This window comes from Brevibacterium yomogidense (genome assembly GCF_900163715.1).
Taxonomy (GTDB): Bacteria; Actinomycetota; Actinomycetes; order Actinomycetales; family Brevibacteriaceae; genus Brevibacterium; species Brevibacterium yomogidense_A.
In genome coordinates this window covers 228623-244930 of the sequence record NZ_FWFF01000005.1, presented here as the reverse complement: position 1 = coordinate 244930, position 16308 = coordinate 228623, and the positions used below count along the sequence as shown (strand labels likewise).

Below are 16308 nucleotides of genomic sequence, written 5' to 3'. Positions count from 1 at the left end.
CCTAAGCCTTCGTCGGCAGCGTCAGATGTGTATAAGAGTCAGCCCACGAGCTGTTCGACGACCACCTGCGCACTTTGAAAGGAAAGTAACCATCATGGCCATGGAACTGAACGATTTCCTCGCCAAGCATCCTGTGGACCGCGAGAACGTCGAGGCGCACAAACAGCGGATGCTCGCTGAGGTTCGGGCCTTCCGCCTCCGGGAGCTGCGCGAGGAAGCTGGACTGACCCAGCAGCAGCTTGCTGACCGCATCGGTGTCTCGCAGCGCCAAGTTTCAAAGATCGAACACGGCGACCTCGACAATGCGAAGGTCGGCACCATTCGCGGTTACTTTGAAGCCGTCGGCGGCGACCTTGCGCTCGAATACGTGACCGGCGATGCGCGCATCCAGGTCGCCTGACCCCCGTGATTGCCGCTTGGACGCTGATCGCCAGTATCGCGACGACCCTCGGCGTGATCGCCAGCACGGTTGGCGGTATCCGTTGCCTCCTCGGCCCAGCCGGTAAACCTCTGATGTGCTGGCAGGGAAACTGCGGCACACTACTGTGTCAATTGTGTATTTGCTGGTCAGAATGGCGCCCCCGGCGAGATTCGAACTCGCGGCACCCGCTTTAGGAGAGCGGTGCTCTATCCCCTGAGCTACGGGGGCGTGCCCGCGGGCTCATGCGCGCGAACGTCGCCATACTACTGCTTGTCGACCACTGCGCGAATCCCGGCCCGCGTCGCTTCGGGTGGATTCTGGCATGGCATACCCCGCCGAATGAGCCGCTGCTCAGGTGTCGCGCGGAAATTCAGCGCTCCTCGGTGCGCCGCATCGTGCCGTGTCCGTACGACCCGGTAGTGTCGGAGCCGTGTCAGAATCTGCTTCCGCTCTTCCCCCGTCAGTCGATGACGTGTTCGTCGACTGGAGGGTTCAGGCTGCCCGGATCGGTGGTCGCGACACGATGCTGCACTTCCGTGAGTCTCGCGACGGATCGATCGATCTGACCGGCGCCCACCCCTCCGGCCTCGCCCAGCTGCTCGCGGGCCGCGCGACGCGGCTCTCCAGTCTCCTGCGCGACCCCGAACACCTCTCGGACGCACGCAGGCGCGCCCGGTCGATCCGCAGCAAGGCGGATCAGCTCCAGCGCCAGCGCGGCATCGCCGCCGCGCAGCTGGCGATCGGCTTCGCGTCGTGGAATCGGCCGAAGGACAGCGGGCGCGAAGACTTCGCGGCTCCCGTGATCCTCCGCCACGTGAACCTGCTGCCGCGCGGCAGCAGCGTCGACGACTACGAGATCAGCCTTTCCGACGAAGTCCGCATCAATCCGGCACTCGTGGACTACCTGCGGCAGGAGCACGACGTCATCGTCGACGTCGACGAATGGGTCGCGGCGACCGGGCTGGCGCATGGCTTCGACCCGGCCCCCGTCTTCAACCGACTCCGGACACTCACCCGGCCGGTCTTGGGCATGCTCGTGAACGAGCGGCTCGTCGTGTCGACGTTCGCGAACATCACGGCGCCGTACGCGTCTGAATCGCTGCCGGCCGCGCATCCGCTGCTGCGCGCTCTTGCAGGCGACGCCGAGGCCCGCGTCGGCTTCCGACTGCCCGGCACCTGGGCGGACGAGGACACAGATCCGGACGCAGACGGTAATGCAGACTCAGACTCGGCCGCAACGACGGACGTGGATGCGACAGCTGTCTCGTCCACAGCCTCGGGCGCGACGGATGACGGTGTGCCGACGGAGCGCATCGACATGTCCGACCCTGCGGACCAGGGCCCTCGTCCGCTTCCGGACCGTGCTCCGCACGAAGAGTTCCTCGCGATCGACGTCGACGGCGACCAGCAGGCCGTGGTCGACTCGGCACTCGACGGTGCGTCGCTCGTCGTCGACACCCCTCCCGGCACGGGCGCGACCCAGCTGGCCGTGGCTCTGTCGACCTCGCTGACGCATTCCGGTCGCAGCGTCCTCTTCGTGGCGCAGGACGAGGACGAGCTGGGCGACTTCTCGCAGCGGATGTCCCAGGCGGGCCTCGAGGGCTTCGCGATCGACGGCCGCGGTGACGGCGAAGCCCTCCGCCGCAGCCTCATCCGCCTCATCAGCTCCGCGGAGCGCACGCCGCAGCCGGAGCTCACCGGACTGGTGGACCGGCTCTCGGAGCAGCGGGCCGCACTGCGCGAGCACGGGGAGTCCCTGCACCGCATCCGCGAACCGTGGGGAGTCTCCGCGTATGAAGTGATGGAGCGACTGGCCGCATTGACCGCGGTCCGGCCCGGACCCTCGACGAGCGTGCGCTTCGACCGCACCGTCTTGGAACTGTCCACGCAGGACCGTGCGGATCTGCGGACCCAGCTGCTCGAGCTGTCACGGATGGGCGCATTCACGATGGAGGTGAGCGACACCGTCTGGTTCGGTGCGCGCGTCGATTCCAGTGACGAAGTGACCCGCGCGCAGGAGCGCGCGAAGAAGTCCGTCGAGCTGGTCCCGGAGTTCTCGCGGGTCGCGCTGCCCGTGCTGCGCGAATCGGGTCTGAACCCCGAACGCACCATCGGCGCATGGGGCCGTGCGCTCCTGCTGCTGCAGGAGCTCAGGAAGACCCTCGATGTGTTCAGCCCGGACGTCTTCGAGCACAGTCTGAGCGACCTCATCGCCGCCACCGGCACCGCTGAGTACCGCGCCCAGGCGGGTCGCGACATGGGCCTCTTCGAGCGCAACCGGCTGAAGAAGGCTGCTCGCGAATTCCTGCGCCCCGGCGCCCAGGTCACGGATATGCACGAAGGGCTGCTGGCCGCCTCGCAGCAGCGGAAGGAGCTCAAGGAGCTCGCCGGTGGAGACATCCGCCCCAAGGTGCCCCGCGGCATCCCCGAAGCGGTCGCCGAGTACCGAGCACTGTCCGCAGAGCTGTCTGCGCTCAGTCCCACGCTCGCCACGACCCCCGACGGGGGCGAACTCGAAGACATGCTCGTCGAGGAGCTCGAAGCGCGCCTGCAGGCGCTCGCCGAAGAGAACGAGTCGCTGAGCGACCTCCCCGCACGCACCCGCACGGATGATGCGCTGCGCGATGCGGGTCTGAGTGAGCTGCTCGACGATCTGCGGGACCGCCGCGTCTCGCACGACGTCGTGGGACTCGAATTCGATCTGGCGCTGTGGGCGACGATCCTCCAGGACCTCGCGGGTGCAGACGCACTGATCGGTGCTCACGACGGCGCCGTCCTCCATCGCATCGCGGCGGACTACAGGGTTTCAGACCGTCAGTACGTCGCCGCCGGCGCCTCCCGTCTGCGCTACGGGCACGCACGCAGGTGGAAGCGGGCGATCGCGGACGAACGCGATCAGGCGCAGATCGTGCGCGACACCCTGCGGTCCGATCGGCCGACGGTCGCAGAGATCACCGCACGCGCACCGGACATCGTCACGACCCTGGCCCCCGTGTGGACTGTGACGCCCTTCCAGGTGCCGGAGCTCTTCGCGGACATGCCGCTGTTCGACACCGTCATCGTGGCGGATGCCGGGCGCCTCACGACCTCAGAGGTCCTTCCCGCACTGGCCCGCGCCAAGCAGGTCATCGCCCTGGGCGATATGCGCCTGCCGGGTCCCCGCGACTTCAGCGTCACCGTCGACCGGCGGACGCTCACGCCGGAGGAGGCGCCGAAGAGCGTGTGGGAGGACCTCGCGGAATTCCTGCCGCTGCACCGCCTGCACACCAGCTACCGGGTCTCCCCGCTGGAGCTCGTGGAGCTCGCCAACCGCCACTTCTACGACGGGCACATCCGCACGGTGCCCACCGCGCTCACGGGGGAGGGCAGCGGACTGGATTTCGCCTACGTCCCCGACGCGATGGGCTCGCCGGACACCGCGACGGGACAGGTCGAGAGCCTCGACGTCGAAGTGGAGAAGGTCGTCGACCTCGTCATCCGACACGCGCGCACCCGTGCGCGCCAGTCGCTCGCCGTCATCACGCTGACGCCCTGGCACGCGCAGCGCGTCGCGGCGGGGATCCAGAAGGCGATCCGACAGTTCCCCTACGTCGCCGCGTTCTTCGAGGACCCGGACAAGGAGCCGTTCGTCGTCACGGACTGCGAGCAGATCCAGGGCATGGATCGCGACGCCGTGATCCTGTCCCTGGGCTACGGCCGCACTCGGCACGGACGCGTCATCCACTCCTTCGGCCCGCTGTCCCAGCCCGGAGGCGACAGGCTGCTGGCGGCCGCGGTCACCCGCGCGCGCAGGCGCCTCACCGTCGTGTCCGCGTTCGAAGCCGATGACTTCGACCCCGCGCGGCTGGACCACGGCGCAGCGCTGCTGCCCGCCCTGCTCGGCGAGATCGCATCCGGCGGTGAACCGACGGAGCGCACATACGGTGCTGTGACCGGCACCGGCACGATGGTGCGCAGTGACCGCGAAGAGGCCAACCGGATCGCGACGGAACCCGCAGCGGAACTGGGCGATCCGATCGTGACCGACCTCGCGGAACGGCTGAGCCGCAAGGGCGTGCTCGCACACCTCGACTACCAGGGCATCGACCTGGCGATCGCGAACTCCGCGGATGCCGTCCACGGCATGGTCGTCGCCGTCGAATCGGACGGCGCGATGTATGCGAACACGGAGAGCATCCGCCAGCGGGAGCGCCTGCGCCCCGAACAGCTGGCACGTCGCGGATGGAGGTCCGTGCGCATCTGGACGACGGATGCATTCGTCGACCCGCAGCGCCAGGCGAACCGACTCTTCGAAGCGTGGAAGGAGACGGTCGAGGAACTGTCTCCGCAGGCGCTTCTCAACGCGGCCCGCGCCGCAGCGGTCGTCGTCGACCGTCAGGGCAGCCGCCCGCGTGTGGCGTCCGGTCTGCCGATGCACATGTACACCGATGAGCAGCTCATCGCGATGATCGAGTGGATCCAGTCCGACGGCGTCTCCCGCTCCGACACGGACCTCAAGGAGCAGCTGCGCGCCGCGCTGGCGCAGAAGCTGCGCTCCGCTCGGACCGAGTCCGCACTGGACAGCGCAGTGAAGGCCTATCGCGCCTGGGTGGCGGCCTCGAAGCGCGCAGCGTCGACCTCGTCAGCGCAGACGGAGCAGGACTCCGAGGATTCGGCGCCATCGGATCCGACCTCGGACGCTCCGCTGACCCGTGCCCAGCGCCGGGCCGCTGAACAGGCTGCCGCCGCCGAGGCCGCTGCCCGGACGCCGTCGACCGGCACCGTCGTGGACGAGGACGCACAGGATGCTGACGCGGCTCCCGAAGCGATCCCGGCCGACCAGATCATCCCGTCGTACGACACGGACAGCCTCCGCCACGCTGAACTGCGGGATGCCGGTCTGCGGGAATGGACGCAGTCAGCGGACGCCGATTCCTCGGAGGATCACTCCCCGGAAGACGGCGCAGCAGACAGCGGCGCAGAGCCCGCGGATACCACTGCGGAGCCCGTGGATACCGCCGCGACCGCTGATGCCGAGGAACCGGCGGACGACACCGATGTCCTGGCAGAAGACGACGCGGCCACGACAGACGATTCTGCCGACACTGCGGATTCCACTGACGCAGCAGGTTCTCCTGACGCCTCTGGTCCCACCGACGCCTCAGGTTCTACCGACGAGGCTGACTCCACAGCGGCAGAGGACGCGGCGGATGCGGGCGACCCTGCGGCGGACCCCGGTACTGACTCCCCGACTCCGAGGGACTGACGACCGTGGGCGCGGACAACGCTCCCAAGAAGCCGAACAGCGATTCGACGACTCCGGACGGCGTGCCTCAGCAGTCGGGCAATGCTCCCCGGGAGCTCAGTCCCGCTGCGCAGGCCGCCATCGCCCGCTACCGGCGGCTGATGGGCAACGTGGCCGATCCCGAACCAGGCGATGCTGCCATGGGTCAGCCGCGGAGCGACCTGGAACGGCACCTCGCGGAGAGGCCCCCGCACTGGGCTCCGCCCCGCAGTGAGGCATCTCGCTCACGCGACGACAGCACGTGAGCACTGCATCGTATGAGCGCCGCGGTCGGATGAGGGCCGCATCGTATGAGTGCCGGCCACGACAATGACTCAGGGCGTGGATGACGGGTGAACGTCATCCACGCCCTGAGTCATGAGCGATGGAGCGAGCCACTGTGACGTGGCAGGATCAGCCTCAGTGGCTGGATCCGTCTCAGTGGCGAGGGACCTCGGGATCGTCGCCGTCGGCGCGCTGGTCCGGGACCTGCAGCTGGCGGCCGTTGGACAGCAGATCGCGGATCTCGGCGAGCAGCTCTTCGCTGGTCGGCGGGATGTCGTCCTCAGCTGCTCCGCGCTTGCGCATCTCGGAGATCTTGTTCATCGGCATGATGATGATGAAGTACACGACAGCGGCGATGATGAGGAAGTTGACTGCCGCGGTGATGACGGCGCCCAGGTCGACGAACGTCGCCTCGACCTCGGGGCGGATCCGGAAGCCCAGCCCGCCCATGTCCGGGGAGCCGAGCGCGGCGATCAGCGGGTTGATGACCTTGTCGGAGATCGCCGTGACGATCGCAGTGAACGCGCCGCCGATGATGACCGCAGTGGCCAGCTCGATGACATTGCCCCGGAGGATGAAGTCCTTGAAGCCTTGGAACATTTCGGGTGATCCTTTCGCGACTGCGACGACGGAGTTGGCTGAAGGGCCGATCCCCGCGGTGATTCGCAGCGTCGTGTTCGATGAGACGGAGCGGCGCCGGAGCTGACGATCACGTCCATGACAGGGCTCAGCGCTTTCTACAGTACTGCGAGGATCGAGACTACACATGTTGATCACGTGTGCAAAGCATCTGAGCATCTCTCGTGTGAGACGTCACACGGAAGCCGCATGATCACGGGGCCTCGGATCACAGGGAAGCCGCATGATCACGGGGACCTCAGGGCGTGGCGGAGGAATGACGGGCCCCTGCCGAACGCTCAGTTGAGGAGCGCGAAGCTCAGGTACGAGCCCGCTTCGCGTGCGAGTGCCGCGGCCTCCTCCTCGGAGATCGCGAGCGTCACGACTGTCGAGCCCTGCCCCATGCCGCCGGACGGCGTATGCACGGCGGTGACCACTGCGTCCTCGAGAAGGGCGTCGGTGCCGCCCGCTGCTCCGGGGAGGTCTGCGTCGTCCGTATCTGCGCCTGCTTCATCGGCTCCATCGTTCGCGGTGTAGACCCGCAGGCGATGGCCCGGGCGGATGACGGAGACCGCTTGGGAATCGCCGAACACGGTGGGGACGAGGACCGTGCCCTCCGGGCGGAGCCCGGAGTCGGGTCCGACGAGTGACGCCGAGGTCAGGGGAGTGCCGGACGCGATGGCTCCGCCGGCCACGGCTCCGTCGACGGCCGAGGACTCCGTGAGCGCGCCTGCGGGCGCGAGCTCCGGGGGATAGTCGGCGACGCGCACGTCGCCTGCCTGCAGAGCAGTGCCGGGTGACAGGTCGTGCGCAGCGACGAGCACGGACTCCGTCCCGGTGCGCGGCACGATCGTCCAGGCCCCGAGCACGGTGGCCGCGCAGAGGAGCGCGACCCCCGCAGGGCGTGCGGGGATGCGGACCAGCAGTGCTCGTGGCCGACTGAGTCCGGTGCGCAGCGTGGAGAGGACGTCCATGCTCCGACTGTGCCGGGACTGGTCACGGTCCGCCAGGGGCGGCCCCCATCTGTGGATGGAGACCGCCCCTGGATGCGAACCTGTGACCGCTAGTGGTGCTGCTGCGGCTGATTGTGCCGCGCGTGCTCTGCTGTCAGCTTGCGGCCGGGGCGGAAGCCGCCGAGGTCGTCGCCGCGGCACCGCTGGATTCTGACGATCCGGACGTCGAGGACGACGCGGCGGCCGATGAGGTCGACTCCGATGCCGACGACGAGGAGGACGCGTCGGACGATCCAGGAGTGCTGGCGCTGCTGCTCGAGCGGGAATCGGTCGCGTAGAAGCCGGACCCCTTGAAGCTGACGCCCACGGAGCCGAACACCTTCCGCAGCCGCTCCTCGCCGCATGACGGGCAGGCTGTCAGCGCATCGTCGGAGAAGCTCTGGTGGATGTCGAACGCGTGATCGCAGTTCTTGCAGCGGTAAGAGTAGGTGGGCATTGTGACCTTTCGCGACAGGGACCCTCTGAATGATAGTGCTCCCGTCTTCCGGACGGAGCGTCAGGTGTCGGAAGTCACGCGATGAAGGCCGGATTCGGTGAGCACCGCTCCGACTGTGAGGTCCCATGCGGCCCGCGGCAGGTCGTCGGTGCGCTCGTCGTCCCAGCAGACACCCACGAAGCGCAGGCGCGCTCGCAGCGGTGCCAGGACGCCGTCTGCGACGCCCCCCGCGAACTGACCCTGCGGGCCGAAGGTCCGGTCGTAGAACCCGCCCCCGTTGCCCAGGCGGACCCCGCGGGTGTCGTAGGCCAGGCCCGGAACGAGCACCAGGATCGGCGCAGCACCAGCACCAGCACCAGCACCCGCACCGACACCAGCACCAGCCGCAGCGGTATCTGCGGCCCGGGCCAGGGCCTCGGGCGCGGGCAGGGTGCGGTCCGGCTCCCGGATGCCCCAGGTGCCGCGGGGAAGATCGTCGAGGGGGCCGGTGACGTGCCCGAGCTGCAGGGGCTCGCCCTTCCGCGTGGCGGGGAGGAGGACAGGGGTCTGCGAGTCGAGGAGCGCTGTGAGCGCGGCATCGAGGCTCGGCTCGCCCGGTAGCGCCGCATAGCCCACGACAGCGGCGGGCCGCACCGCGCGGACGAGCTTGGCGACATGCTCCGCATAGAGGGCGGGAGCACCTCCGGAATCCGCGCGCGACGCGTCGATCCGGGCGGTGCGCCGCGCTCGGATCGACGCTCTCAGAGCGGATTTTGCAGAAGTGCCTGAACTGTTCATCGTCTCCAGCTTAGAATGACCAGCATGTCGAAGAACGAAACCGCAGCGGTGCGCAAGGCCGTCGTCCCCGTCGCTGGACTGGGCACGCGATTCCTGCCGGCGACGAAGGCGACCCCCAAAGAGATGCTTCCCGTCGTCGACAAGCCGGCGATCCAATACGTCGTGGAAGAGGCGGTGCACGCCGGGCTCACCGACATCCTCATGGTGACCGGACGCAACAAGCGGCCGCTGGAGGACCACTTCGACCGCGTCGACGGTCTCGAAGCGGCACTGCGGGCGAAGGGCGACGAGAAGAAGCTCGAACTGATCCGCGAGTCCTCCGAGCTCGCAGACATCCACTTCGTCCGCCAGGGCGACCCGCTGGGGCTGGGACACGCGGTCCTCAAGGGCGAGCAGCACGTGGGCCACGAGCCCTTCGCCGTGCTGCTGGGCGATGACCTCATCGACGAGCGCAGCCCGATCCTGCCGACGATGATCGACGTGTACGAGAAGACCGGTGGGTGCGTCGTGGCACTCATGGAGGTCCCGCACGAATCGATCAACATGTACGGCTGCGCGGCAGTCGAGCAGACGGGCACGGGCGGCGTCGTCAAGATCACCGATCTCGTGGAGAAGCCGGCTCCCGAAGACGCGCCGTCGAACCTCGCGGTGATCGGCCGATACGTGCTGGCGCCGGAGATCTTCCCGGTGCTGCACCGGACCGCGCCGGGCCGCGGCGACGAGATTCAGCTGACGGACGCGCTCAAGGACCTTGCGAGCTCATCGGAGCAGGGCGTCTACGGAGTCGTGTTCACCGGTGATCGCTACGACACCGGGGACAAGCTCGCGTACATCCAGGCGGTGATCCAGCTCGCCAGCCGCCGTGAGGACCTGGGAGCCGACCTCCGCGGGTGGCTGAAGGAGTTCGTTGCGGGCCTCGACGACTGAGCCCGCCGGCGAGCGCTGCGCAGATGGCCGGTGACAGGATGTGGCCGGCTGAGCTGAGCTGGGGGCCTCTGCTGCTGCGCCCGCTGCGCCGCAGCGACCGTCGCGAGTACGTCGAGGTCCGCCGGGCCAATGCCGACTGGCTGCGTCCGTGGGAGGCGACTGTCCCGGACCCCACGTGGCGCGCTCCCGATTTCGCGGAGGTCCGCAGCATGTCCGCGCGCAGCGGTCGCGAAGGGCGTTCGCTTCCGTTCGCGCTGCAGCTGGACGGCCGCTTCCGCGGGCAGCTCACGGTCTCAGGCTTCCAGTGGGGGTCCCTGGCGTCCGCGAGCCTGGGCTACTGGATCGATCGGCGAGTCGCAGGCCGTGGCTGCATGCCCATTGCGGTCTCGCTGGCGACCGACCACTGCTTCGCCGCAGGACTGCACCGGATGGAGGTCGCGATCCGGCCGGAGAACGCGGCGAGTCTGCGGGTGGTGGAGAAGCTGGGCTTCCGCGACGAGGGTATGCGGGAGCGCTACATGCACATCGGCGGCGACTGGCGGGACCATCGCGTGTTCAGTCTGCTGAGCGAGGACGTCCCGTTCGGACTCATGGACTGGTACTCCCAGGACCAGGGGCTCAACGGTGGTCTGCTGGCGGGCGGGGGAGACCCGGTCGATGAGGGCGACTCAGACTGATTCTGAGTCTGACTGATCCGGAGTCGGACTGACCTCGACCCGGATCGGTTCAGAGTCGGACCGTTTCTCAGTCGAATGCTCCCGAATCGCACGAGATCCGGGCGGGCGGGGCACTTCGGTGACACTTCCAGCGAAAACATCAGAGACACGCGGGTGGTGATCCGATCGTGACCGCGCCTGCGAATCTAAGGTTGGACCGTGGACACGAGCATCGCCTTCCTGCTTCTCGCAGTAGTGCTGTTTGCCGTCATCGTGCCCGCAATCCTCAAGCGCAGCGCTGAGAAGCATGAGGAGCGGCTTCCGGAACGGGCACAGACCGTCGACGTCGACCGCACCCCGCGTTGCACGACGGACGATTCGCGCCCACATCTTCTGCGGGGCGATTCGCACCCGGCGGGGATCGACCTGCCGGTGCCGGACGTGGAGACCTCACGGGCAGCACCGCGGCTGAGCCTCCGCACGGAGGGTCCCGCACTGGAAGTGGTCGGCGGGTCTCATACGCCGCGCACCGGTTCGGACAGGCGTCCGGACCACCGGGTCGACACGGACACCCACGCCCCACCGGGATGGGAGAGCGACGCAGCAGCCCTGCCGATGGCGGTGGGGCAGTCCGCTCCGCTCGATCTCTCCGCTCCGACATCCTCCGCCGTCCGCAGTGCCACCGGCACAGCGGACGTCCTCGCCTTCGCCCCCGCGGGCGCGACAGTCGTCGCCACCGCAGGATCCGCTGGATCCACTGATCACGAAACGATGGACCTTCCCATGAACTCCTCGCACCGCCCCGCTCCTCGACGTGTGGATGCGGCCGCCGAGCGCATGCCGAGCGCGCTCCCCGCGGACATCCGCGCACGCCTCGCACAGCCCTCCTCGGGACGCTCGGGGTCCGGCTCGTCGTCTCGCCCGTCGACTGCAGCCGGGCCTCGTCCCCACACGCACCACGGTGCGCGCGGAGGCAGCCACCGCCCCGGTCCCGCTCGTCCGACGATGGACGCATCTGCACGGAAGCGCGTGCGCACGCTCAGGGCAGTGCTGCCCTTCTGCGGCCTCGCCCTGATGGGCCTGGCACTGCTGACGCTCGTCTTCGTGGGCTTCGTCGCCTTCGGATCGATGCCCTGGGGCGTGCCGGTCGTCACCGCAGCGCTGGGGCTCGCCTGCCTCGGTCTGGTGCGCGCTCTCAACAAGGAGATCAGGGTCCTGCGTCGCGGCATGACCGCCGAGGCCCCCGCAGCTCCTCGTACTCGCTCCACCTCGCCGGCGCGTCCGGCTGCGACCGAGCGTCCGGCTCCGCAGAAGCACGCCGCTGCGCCCGCTGCGGCGCGCACTGTGATCGAGGTGGAAGAGCCCATCACCGCGGACATCCCCGTCGTCCGCGAAGCCGCCGCCGCAGGGGAATCACAGGCTGACGACGCACAGGCAGAAGGCACACAGACAGAGGGCGCACAAGCAGAAGCAGAGCCGACTCCGGCTGAGAAGGCAGAGACTGCGTCGACGCGCGCAGAGCACGTGACCTCAGAGCCTGCGAATGATGTGCAGGCTCCTGCGGACGCGTCCGAGGCTGACACGTCTGGGTCTGACACGTTCGAGTCCGACACCTCTGAGGCTGACACATCTGAGACAGGCACCTCTGCCCAGCACACCGCCACGAGCCGCACGCGGTCGATCTTCGCGGCCTCGGCGCTGCCGGAGCCGGAGGCGCCGACCATCGCCGAATCGCTGGCACGCAGGCGCGCGCCGGGGGAGTGGACACCGTCCGTCCTGCCGACGCCCTCCTACGTGGACGCGCCCGTCGCCGAAAGGGACGAGCCCTCGCCGGTCGTCGCCGACGCATCCTCCTACTCGCTGGCACCCACGAACCACGAATCGCTCGCCGCGCAGTTCGCCGAGGAGCTCGGCTACCGTCCTGCGCTCGCAGACGCGGCGCGTGAGGAGAGCGTGCAGTCGACGAAGGCTGAGACTGAGAGGGCCACGGGCTCGGACGGGCCTCTGGGCCACGGTCGTGCGGCCATCCGCGGCAGCGGCAGCAGCCGTGGTCGCAGCGCCTCTCCGGCCGCGGAGCAGCCCGCACAACTGGGCGACATCCTCGCCCGCCGTCGCGCCTGAACGCACTGCGGAGCCTGAGCACACAGCGAAGAAGGCCCCGCCCACGTGATTCCACGTGGGCGGGGCCTTCTTCATGCCTCTGGCGCTGCGCCGATCACGAGGCGCTGCGCCGATCAGGAGGCTGTGGGTATCACTTCGCGTTGGTGCGGGGCACTGCGACGTACTTCGTCTCGAGGTACTCGTCGATGCCGGAGGTGCCGCCTTCACGGCCCAGCCCGGAGTGCTTGACGCCGCCGAACGGCGCCGCCGGGTTGGAGACCAGGCCGGTGTTGAGACCGATCATGCCGGCCTCGATCCGCTCCGAGAGGTCCAGCGAGCGCTGGAGGTCCGTGCTGAAGAGGTAGGCGGCCAGGCCGTACTCGGTGCCGTTCGCCAGTTCGATCGCTTCGTCGTCCGTCTCGAACGTGACGATGGGGGCGACCGGCCCGAAGATCTCCTCCACGCGCAGCGTGGCGTCCTCCGGGATGTCTGTCAGGACGGTCGGGGCGAAGAAGAAGCCGTCGCCCTCGACCTTCTTGCCGCCGGTGAGCACCGTCGCACCGGCGCCCACCGCCTGGTCGACGAGTTCCGCGACCTTGTCCAGCTGGTCCTGGTCGACGAGCGGTCCCACCTGGGTGCCGTCGACCAGGCCGTCGCCCACCTTCATGGAGCCGATGCGCTCCGCGAGCTTGCGCGAGAACTCCTCGGCCACCGGCTTCTGCACGTAGAGGCGGTTCGCGGCGGTGCAGGCCTCGCCGTTGTTGCGCATCTTCGCGAGCACTGCACCTTCGACGGCCGCGTCGATGTCCGCATCGTCCATGACGAGGAACGGTGCGTTGCCGCCCAGCTCCATCGACGTCTTCATGACGCTCTCCGCAGCCTGCTTCATGAGGTTGACGCCGACCTCGGTCGACCCGGTGAAGGAGATCTTGCGGGCGATGCCGGATTCCATCCACGGGGTGACGACCCGACGTGCGGAGGAGGAGGTCACGACGTTGAGGACACCATCGGGCAGACCGGCGTCGCGCAGTGCCTCGACGAGCATGAACGACGTGAGCGGGGTGAGCTGTGCGGGCTTGAGCACCATCGTGCAGCCGGCGGCGATCGCGGGCCCGATCTTGCGCGTGCCCATCGCCAGCGGGAAGTTCCACGGTGTGATGAGCACGCAGGGGCCCACGGGCTCCTTGGAGATCATGAGGCGGTTCTTGCCGTCTGTGGACTGCACGAAGTCGCCGCTCACGCGGACGGCCTCCTCGGAGAACCAGCGGAAGAATTCGGCGCCGTAGGCCACCTCGCCCTTCGATTCGGCGAGCGGCTTGCCCATCTCCGCAGTCATGATGGCCGCGATGTCGTCGGCGCGCTCGTGCAGCAGGTCGAAGGCGCGGCGGAGGATCTCCGCGCGCTCACGCGGAGCGGTCGCCGCCCAACCGGCCTGTGCATCCCGTGCGGCGTTGATGGCGTCGAGCGCATCGGCCTCGGACGCGTCGGCGATCGTCGTGATGACAGATCCGTTCGCGGGATTGCGGACCTCCAGCGTGCGGCCGCCTTCGGCGTCGCGCCACTGGCCGTTGATGAACAGCCCGGTCTTGAGCTTCTCGATGATCGGAGTCAGATCCACGTCGTCTCCTCCTAGTTTGGACGGTAAGTTCCGGACGGGCGCCAGTCTACGTGCCCTGGACCACACTGTCCGAGCCTGTCTCAGCACCCAGCCTTCACACCCAGCCTTCACATCCAGCCGTCACACTCGCCGGTTGTCGCCGGCCCGAGTAGCGTGGGTGCATGAGCGACGACGAGACGACGGAGATCGACGACACCGCCGGCATCGCAGCGGTCCGGCTGCACCGCGATGACCAGCCGGATGGATACCGAGTGCTGGTCGACCGGCTGTGGCCGCGGGGCGTGGCGAAGTCCGACCTCGGCCACGACGACTGGGACCGCGACGTCGCACCGTCGGACGACCTGCGCCGACGATTCCACGGCGGGCACCTGACCTTCCACAACTTCGCGCAGGCCTACGAGGCCGAACTGCGGCGCTCCGACGCCCCGCAGGATCTGCTCGACCGCTTCGCGGAGTCGGGGAAGGACCTGCTGGTCCTCCTGTATGCGGCGAAGGACGAGGAGGAGAACCACGCGCTCGTGCTCGCGGATCACCTTCGTGAACTCAAGGAGGACGCATGACACCCGACAGCTCTCTGACACAAGAGGACCCGCATCGCCGCGTCGACCCGCAGCCTCTCGGATCACCCGCCGAGGCGGCAGCCGGCGCGCCCCTCATGCTCGGTCCCGCTGAGGTCGCGTCCGTCGGATTCGCCTCCGCGATCTCCGCACTGCGCGACGCGGTCGTCGACTTCGACCCGGAGTCGGACCGCATCCGGACCCGTGTGTCGATGGAGAACGGCGATTATGTCCTCATGCCGTCCGAAGTGGGCGCCCACACCGGCATCAAGGTTCTCACCCTGACCCCCGGCAATCCGGACCGCGGGCTGCCCTTCATCCAGGGAGCGGTGCTGCTGTCCGACAGCACGACGCACACGCTGCAGGCGGTGCTCGACGGTGCCGCGCTCACGAACCTCCGGACCCCGGCCCTGTCCTTCGCCGCGGTGTCCGAGACAATCCGCGCACGCTTCCCGGACGGCATCCGCCTGGTGATCGTGGGCACTGGCGTGCAGGGAAGTCTGCATCTGGACGCTGCCCGAAGCGTCGTGCCGGTCACTCACGTCACCTATGGCGTCCGCACGGCAGGCCGATCGACCGCCCTGCGGGACCTGGCCGCCCAGCAGGGCATCACCGCCGCCGAGGCCCTCATCGGCCCCGCACTCGACGCCGCCATCCGTGAGGCGGACGTCATCGTGACAGCCACCTCATCGGACGAACCGGTCGTGTCCGCAGACGCCGTGCCGGATCACGCAGTCGTGATCGGCATGGGCGCGCACGAAGCGCACCAGCGCGAGCTGCCCGGCGAGCTGATGGGGCGGTCGCAGGTGATCGTGGAGAGCCGTGCGAGTGCGGAGGCGGAATCCGGCGATGTGGGGATCGCGATCCGCGAGGGGCACCTGTCGTGGGAGTCCGTCCTCACGCTGCGCGACGTCGTCACGGCGGATGCGCCCGACCCGGCACCGGGGCGGCCCATCGTGAACGTGACGACGGGGATGTCGTGGGAGGATGTCGTCGTCTCGGCCGCGGTCTGGCGCGGTCGACGAAACGACTGACGGAGGAACCCGCATGATCGATGCACTCACCTGGAGGGAAGCGCAGCACGAGGACGTGCCCGCATTCGTGGCGCTCGTCGAATCCGCGTACCGGGGTGAGGACTCCCGCGCCGGATGGACGACGGAGGCAGACCTGCTGGCCGGTCAGCGGCTGGATGAGGCGATGGGGCGCGACATGCTCGACGCCACCGACAGCCTGGTCCTCCTCTTCTGGCAGGGGGTGGGCATCGAGGCGCTCACTGCATCCACCGGGAACGCGCCCGCCCCGCCCATCGCCTGCGTGCAGCTGGAGGACAGGGGCTGTGGCATCGCCTACTTCGGCACCTTCGCGGTGTCCCCGCAGCGGCAGGGCGGCGGGATCGGCTCGCTGGTGATGGCGGCGGCGGAGCAGGCGGTCGCGGAACGCTGGGAAGCGAAGACGCTGAGGATGACCGTCATCCGGCAGCGCCAAGAGCTCATCAGCTACTACGAGCGGCGCGGATTCGCACTCACGGGTGAGACCGAGCCCTTCCCCTACGGGCAGGAGCAGTTCGGGCTGCCCCAGCGCGAGGACCTCGAGTTCGTCGTGCTGGAGAAGCAGCTGAACTGAGCCGAAGCGGTCGG

At 68.7% G+C, this 16308-nt stretch carries 14 protein-coding genes, 1 tRNA gene and 1 pseudogene; 10 read left to right on the top strand and 6 right to left on the bottom strand.

Features of this window, described 5'->3' with window-relative positions:
* The first annotated feature begins 94 nt into the window (after positions 1-94).
* Positions 95-400 carry a helix-turn-helix transcriptional regulator gene (locus FM105_RS04890; protein ID WP_087005613.1) on the top strand — a complete coding sequence of 102 codons (306 nt, stop codon included), beginning with the start codon at positions 95-97 and terminating at the stop codon, positions 398-400.
* A gap of 173 nt (positions 401-573) precedes the next feature.
* On the opposite strand, the gene FM105_RS04885 is transcribed toward FM105_RS04890, so the two are convergent.
* A tRNA-Arg gene (locus FM105_RS04885) sits at positions 574-649 on the bottom strand.
* Positions 650-851: 202 nt separating this feature from the next.
* On the opposite strand from FM105_RS04885, the gene FM105_RS04880 reads away from it, so the two are divergent.
* A complete protein-coding gene (locus FM105_RS04880; RefSeq protein WP_143275823.1) occupies positions 852-5666 on the top strand; it encodes a DUF4011 domain-containing protein in 4815 nt (1604 codons plus the stop codon).
* A gap of 5 nt (positions 5667-5671) precedes the next feature.
* Positions 5672-5950 carry a hypothetical protein gene (locus tag FM105_RS04875; protein ID WP_087005607.1) on the top strand — a complete coding sequence of 93 codons (279 nt, stop codon included), beginning with the start codon at positions 5672-5674 and terminating at the stop codon, positions 5948-5950.
* A 172-nt stretch (positions 5951-6122) separates the two neighbouring features.
* On the opposite strand, the gene mscL is transcribed toward FM105_RS04875, so the two are convergent.
* Positions 6123-6569, bottom strand: a complete 447-nt coding sequence (mscL, locus tag FM105_RS04870; protein ID WP_087005604.1) for a large conductance mechanosensitive channel protein MscL — start codon at positions 6567-6569, stop codon at positions 6123-6125.
* A 317-nt stretch (positions 6570-6886) separates the two neighbouring features.
* On the bottom strand, positions 6887-7561 hold the full coding sequence (locus FM105_RS04865; RefSeq protein WP_087005602.1) for an SAF domain-containing protein: 675 nt from the start codon (positions 7559-7561) through the stop codon (positions 6887-6889).
* A 122-nt stretch (positions 7562-7683) separates the two neighbouring features.
* Between FM105_RS04865 and FM105_RS15000 the strand changes: the two genes are divergently transcribed.
* The gene (locus FM105_RS15000) at positions 7684-7878 is read left to right on the top strand and encodes a hypothetical protein (RefSeq protein WP_306298561.1); all 195 of its coding nucleotides are present in this window, start codon (positions 7684-7686) and stop codon (positions 7876-7878) included.
* Positions 7879-7940: 62 nt separating this feature from the next.
* Here the strand turns inward: FM105_RS15000 and FM105_RS14995 are convergent.
* Together FM105_RS14995 and FM105_RS04855 are read right to left on the bottom strand one after the other, a co-directional pair.
* Positions 7941-8036: pseudogene (locus FM105_RS14995) on the bottom strand (FmdB family zinc ribbon protein); the annotation flags it as partial.
* Between the two features lie 60 nt (positions 8037-8096).
* A complete protein-coding gene (locus FM105_RS04855) occupies positions 8097-8813 on the bottom strand; it encodes a 5-formyltetrahydrofolate cyclo-ligase (RefSeq protein WP_087005596.1) in 717 nt (238 codons plus the stop codon).
* A gap of 15 nt (positions 8814-8828) precedes the next feature.
* On the opposite strand from FM105_RS04855, the gene galU reads away from it, so the two are divergent.
* The 3 genes from galU to FM105_RS04840 all read left to right on the top strand — a co-directional run bounded on the left by galU (position 8829) and on the right by FM105_RS04840 (position 12517).
* Entirely contained in the window at positions 8829-9740 is a 912-nt protein-coding gene (galU, locus tag FM105_RS04850) for a UTP--glucose-1-phosphate uridylyltransferase GalU (RefSeq protein ID WP_087005592.1), read from the top strand.
* 23 nt (positions 9741-9763) lie between these two features.
* Positions 9764-10417 carry a GNAT family N-acetyltransferase gene (locus tag FM105_RS04845; RefSeq protein WP_087005589.1) on the top strand — a complete coding sequence of 218 codons (654 nt, stop codon included), beginning with the start codon at positions 9764-9766 and terminating at the stop codon, positions 10415-10417.
* 198 nt (positions 10418-10615) lie between these two features.
* Positions 10616-12517 carry a hypothetical protein gene (locus FM105_RS04840; RefSeq protein ID WP_087005587.1) on the top strand — a complete coding sequence of 634 codons (1902 nt, stop codon included), beginning with the start codon at positions 10616-10618 and terminating at the stop codon, positions 12515-12517.
* 130 nt (positions 12518-12647) lie between these two features.
* On the opposite strand, the gene FM105_RS04835 is transcribed toward FM105_RS04840, so the two are convergent.
* Entirely contained in the window at positions 12648-14114 is a 1467-nt protein-coding gene (locus FM105_RS04835) for an NAD-dependent succinate-semialdehyde dehydrogenase (protein ID WP_087005584.1), read from the bottom strand.
* 161 nt (positions 14115-14275) lie between these two features.
* On the opposite strand from FM105_RS04835, the gene FM105_RS04830 reads away from it, so the two are divergent.
* Genes FM105_RS04830 through FM105_RS04820 form a run of 3 tightly spaced genes read left to right on the top strand, consistent with a single transcriptional unit; the run spans position 14276 to position 16294 of the window.
* Entirely contained in the window at positions 14276-14674 is a 399-nt protein-coding gene (locus FM105_RS04830; RefSeq protein WP_087005581.1) for a DUF488 domain-containing protein, read from the top strand.
* Entirely contained in the window at positions 14671-15705 is a 1035-nt protein-coding gene (locus tag FM105_RS04825) for an ornithine cyclodeaminase family protein (RefSeq protein WP_087005578.1), read from the top strand. Before FM105_RS04830 ends, FM105_RS04825 begins: the two co-directional genes overlap by 4 nt.
* A 13-nt stretch (positions 15706-15718) precedes the next feature.
* Positions 15719-16294: a GNAT family N-acetyltransferase gene (locus FM105_RS04820; RefSeq protein ID WP_087005575.1), complete on the top strand. Its 576-nt coding sequence runs from the start codon at positions 15719-15721 to the stop codon at positions 16292-16294.
* Positions 16295-16308: the final 14 nt, after the last annotated feature.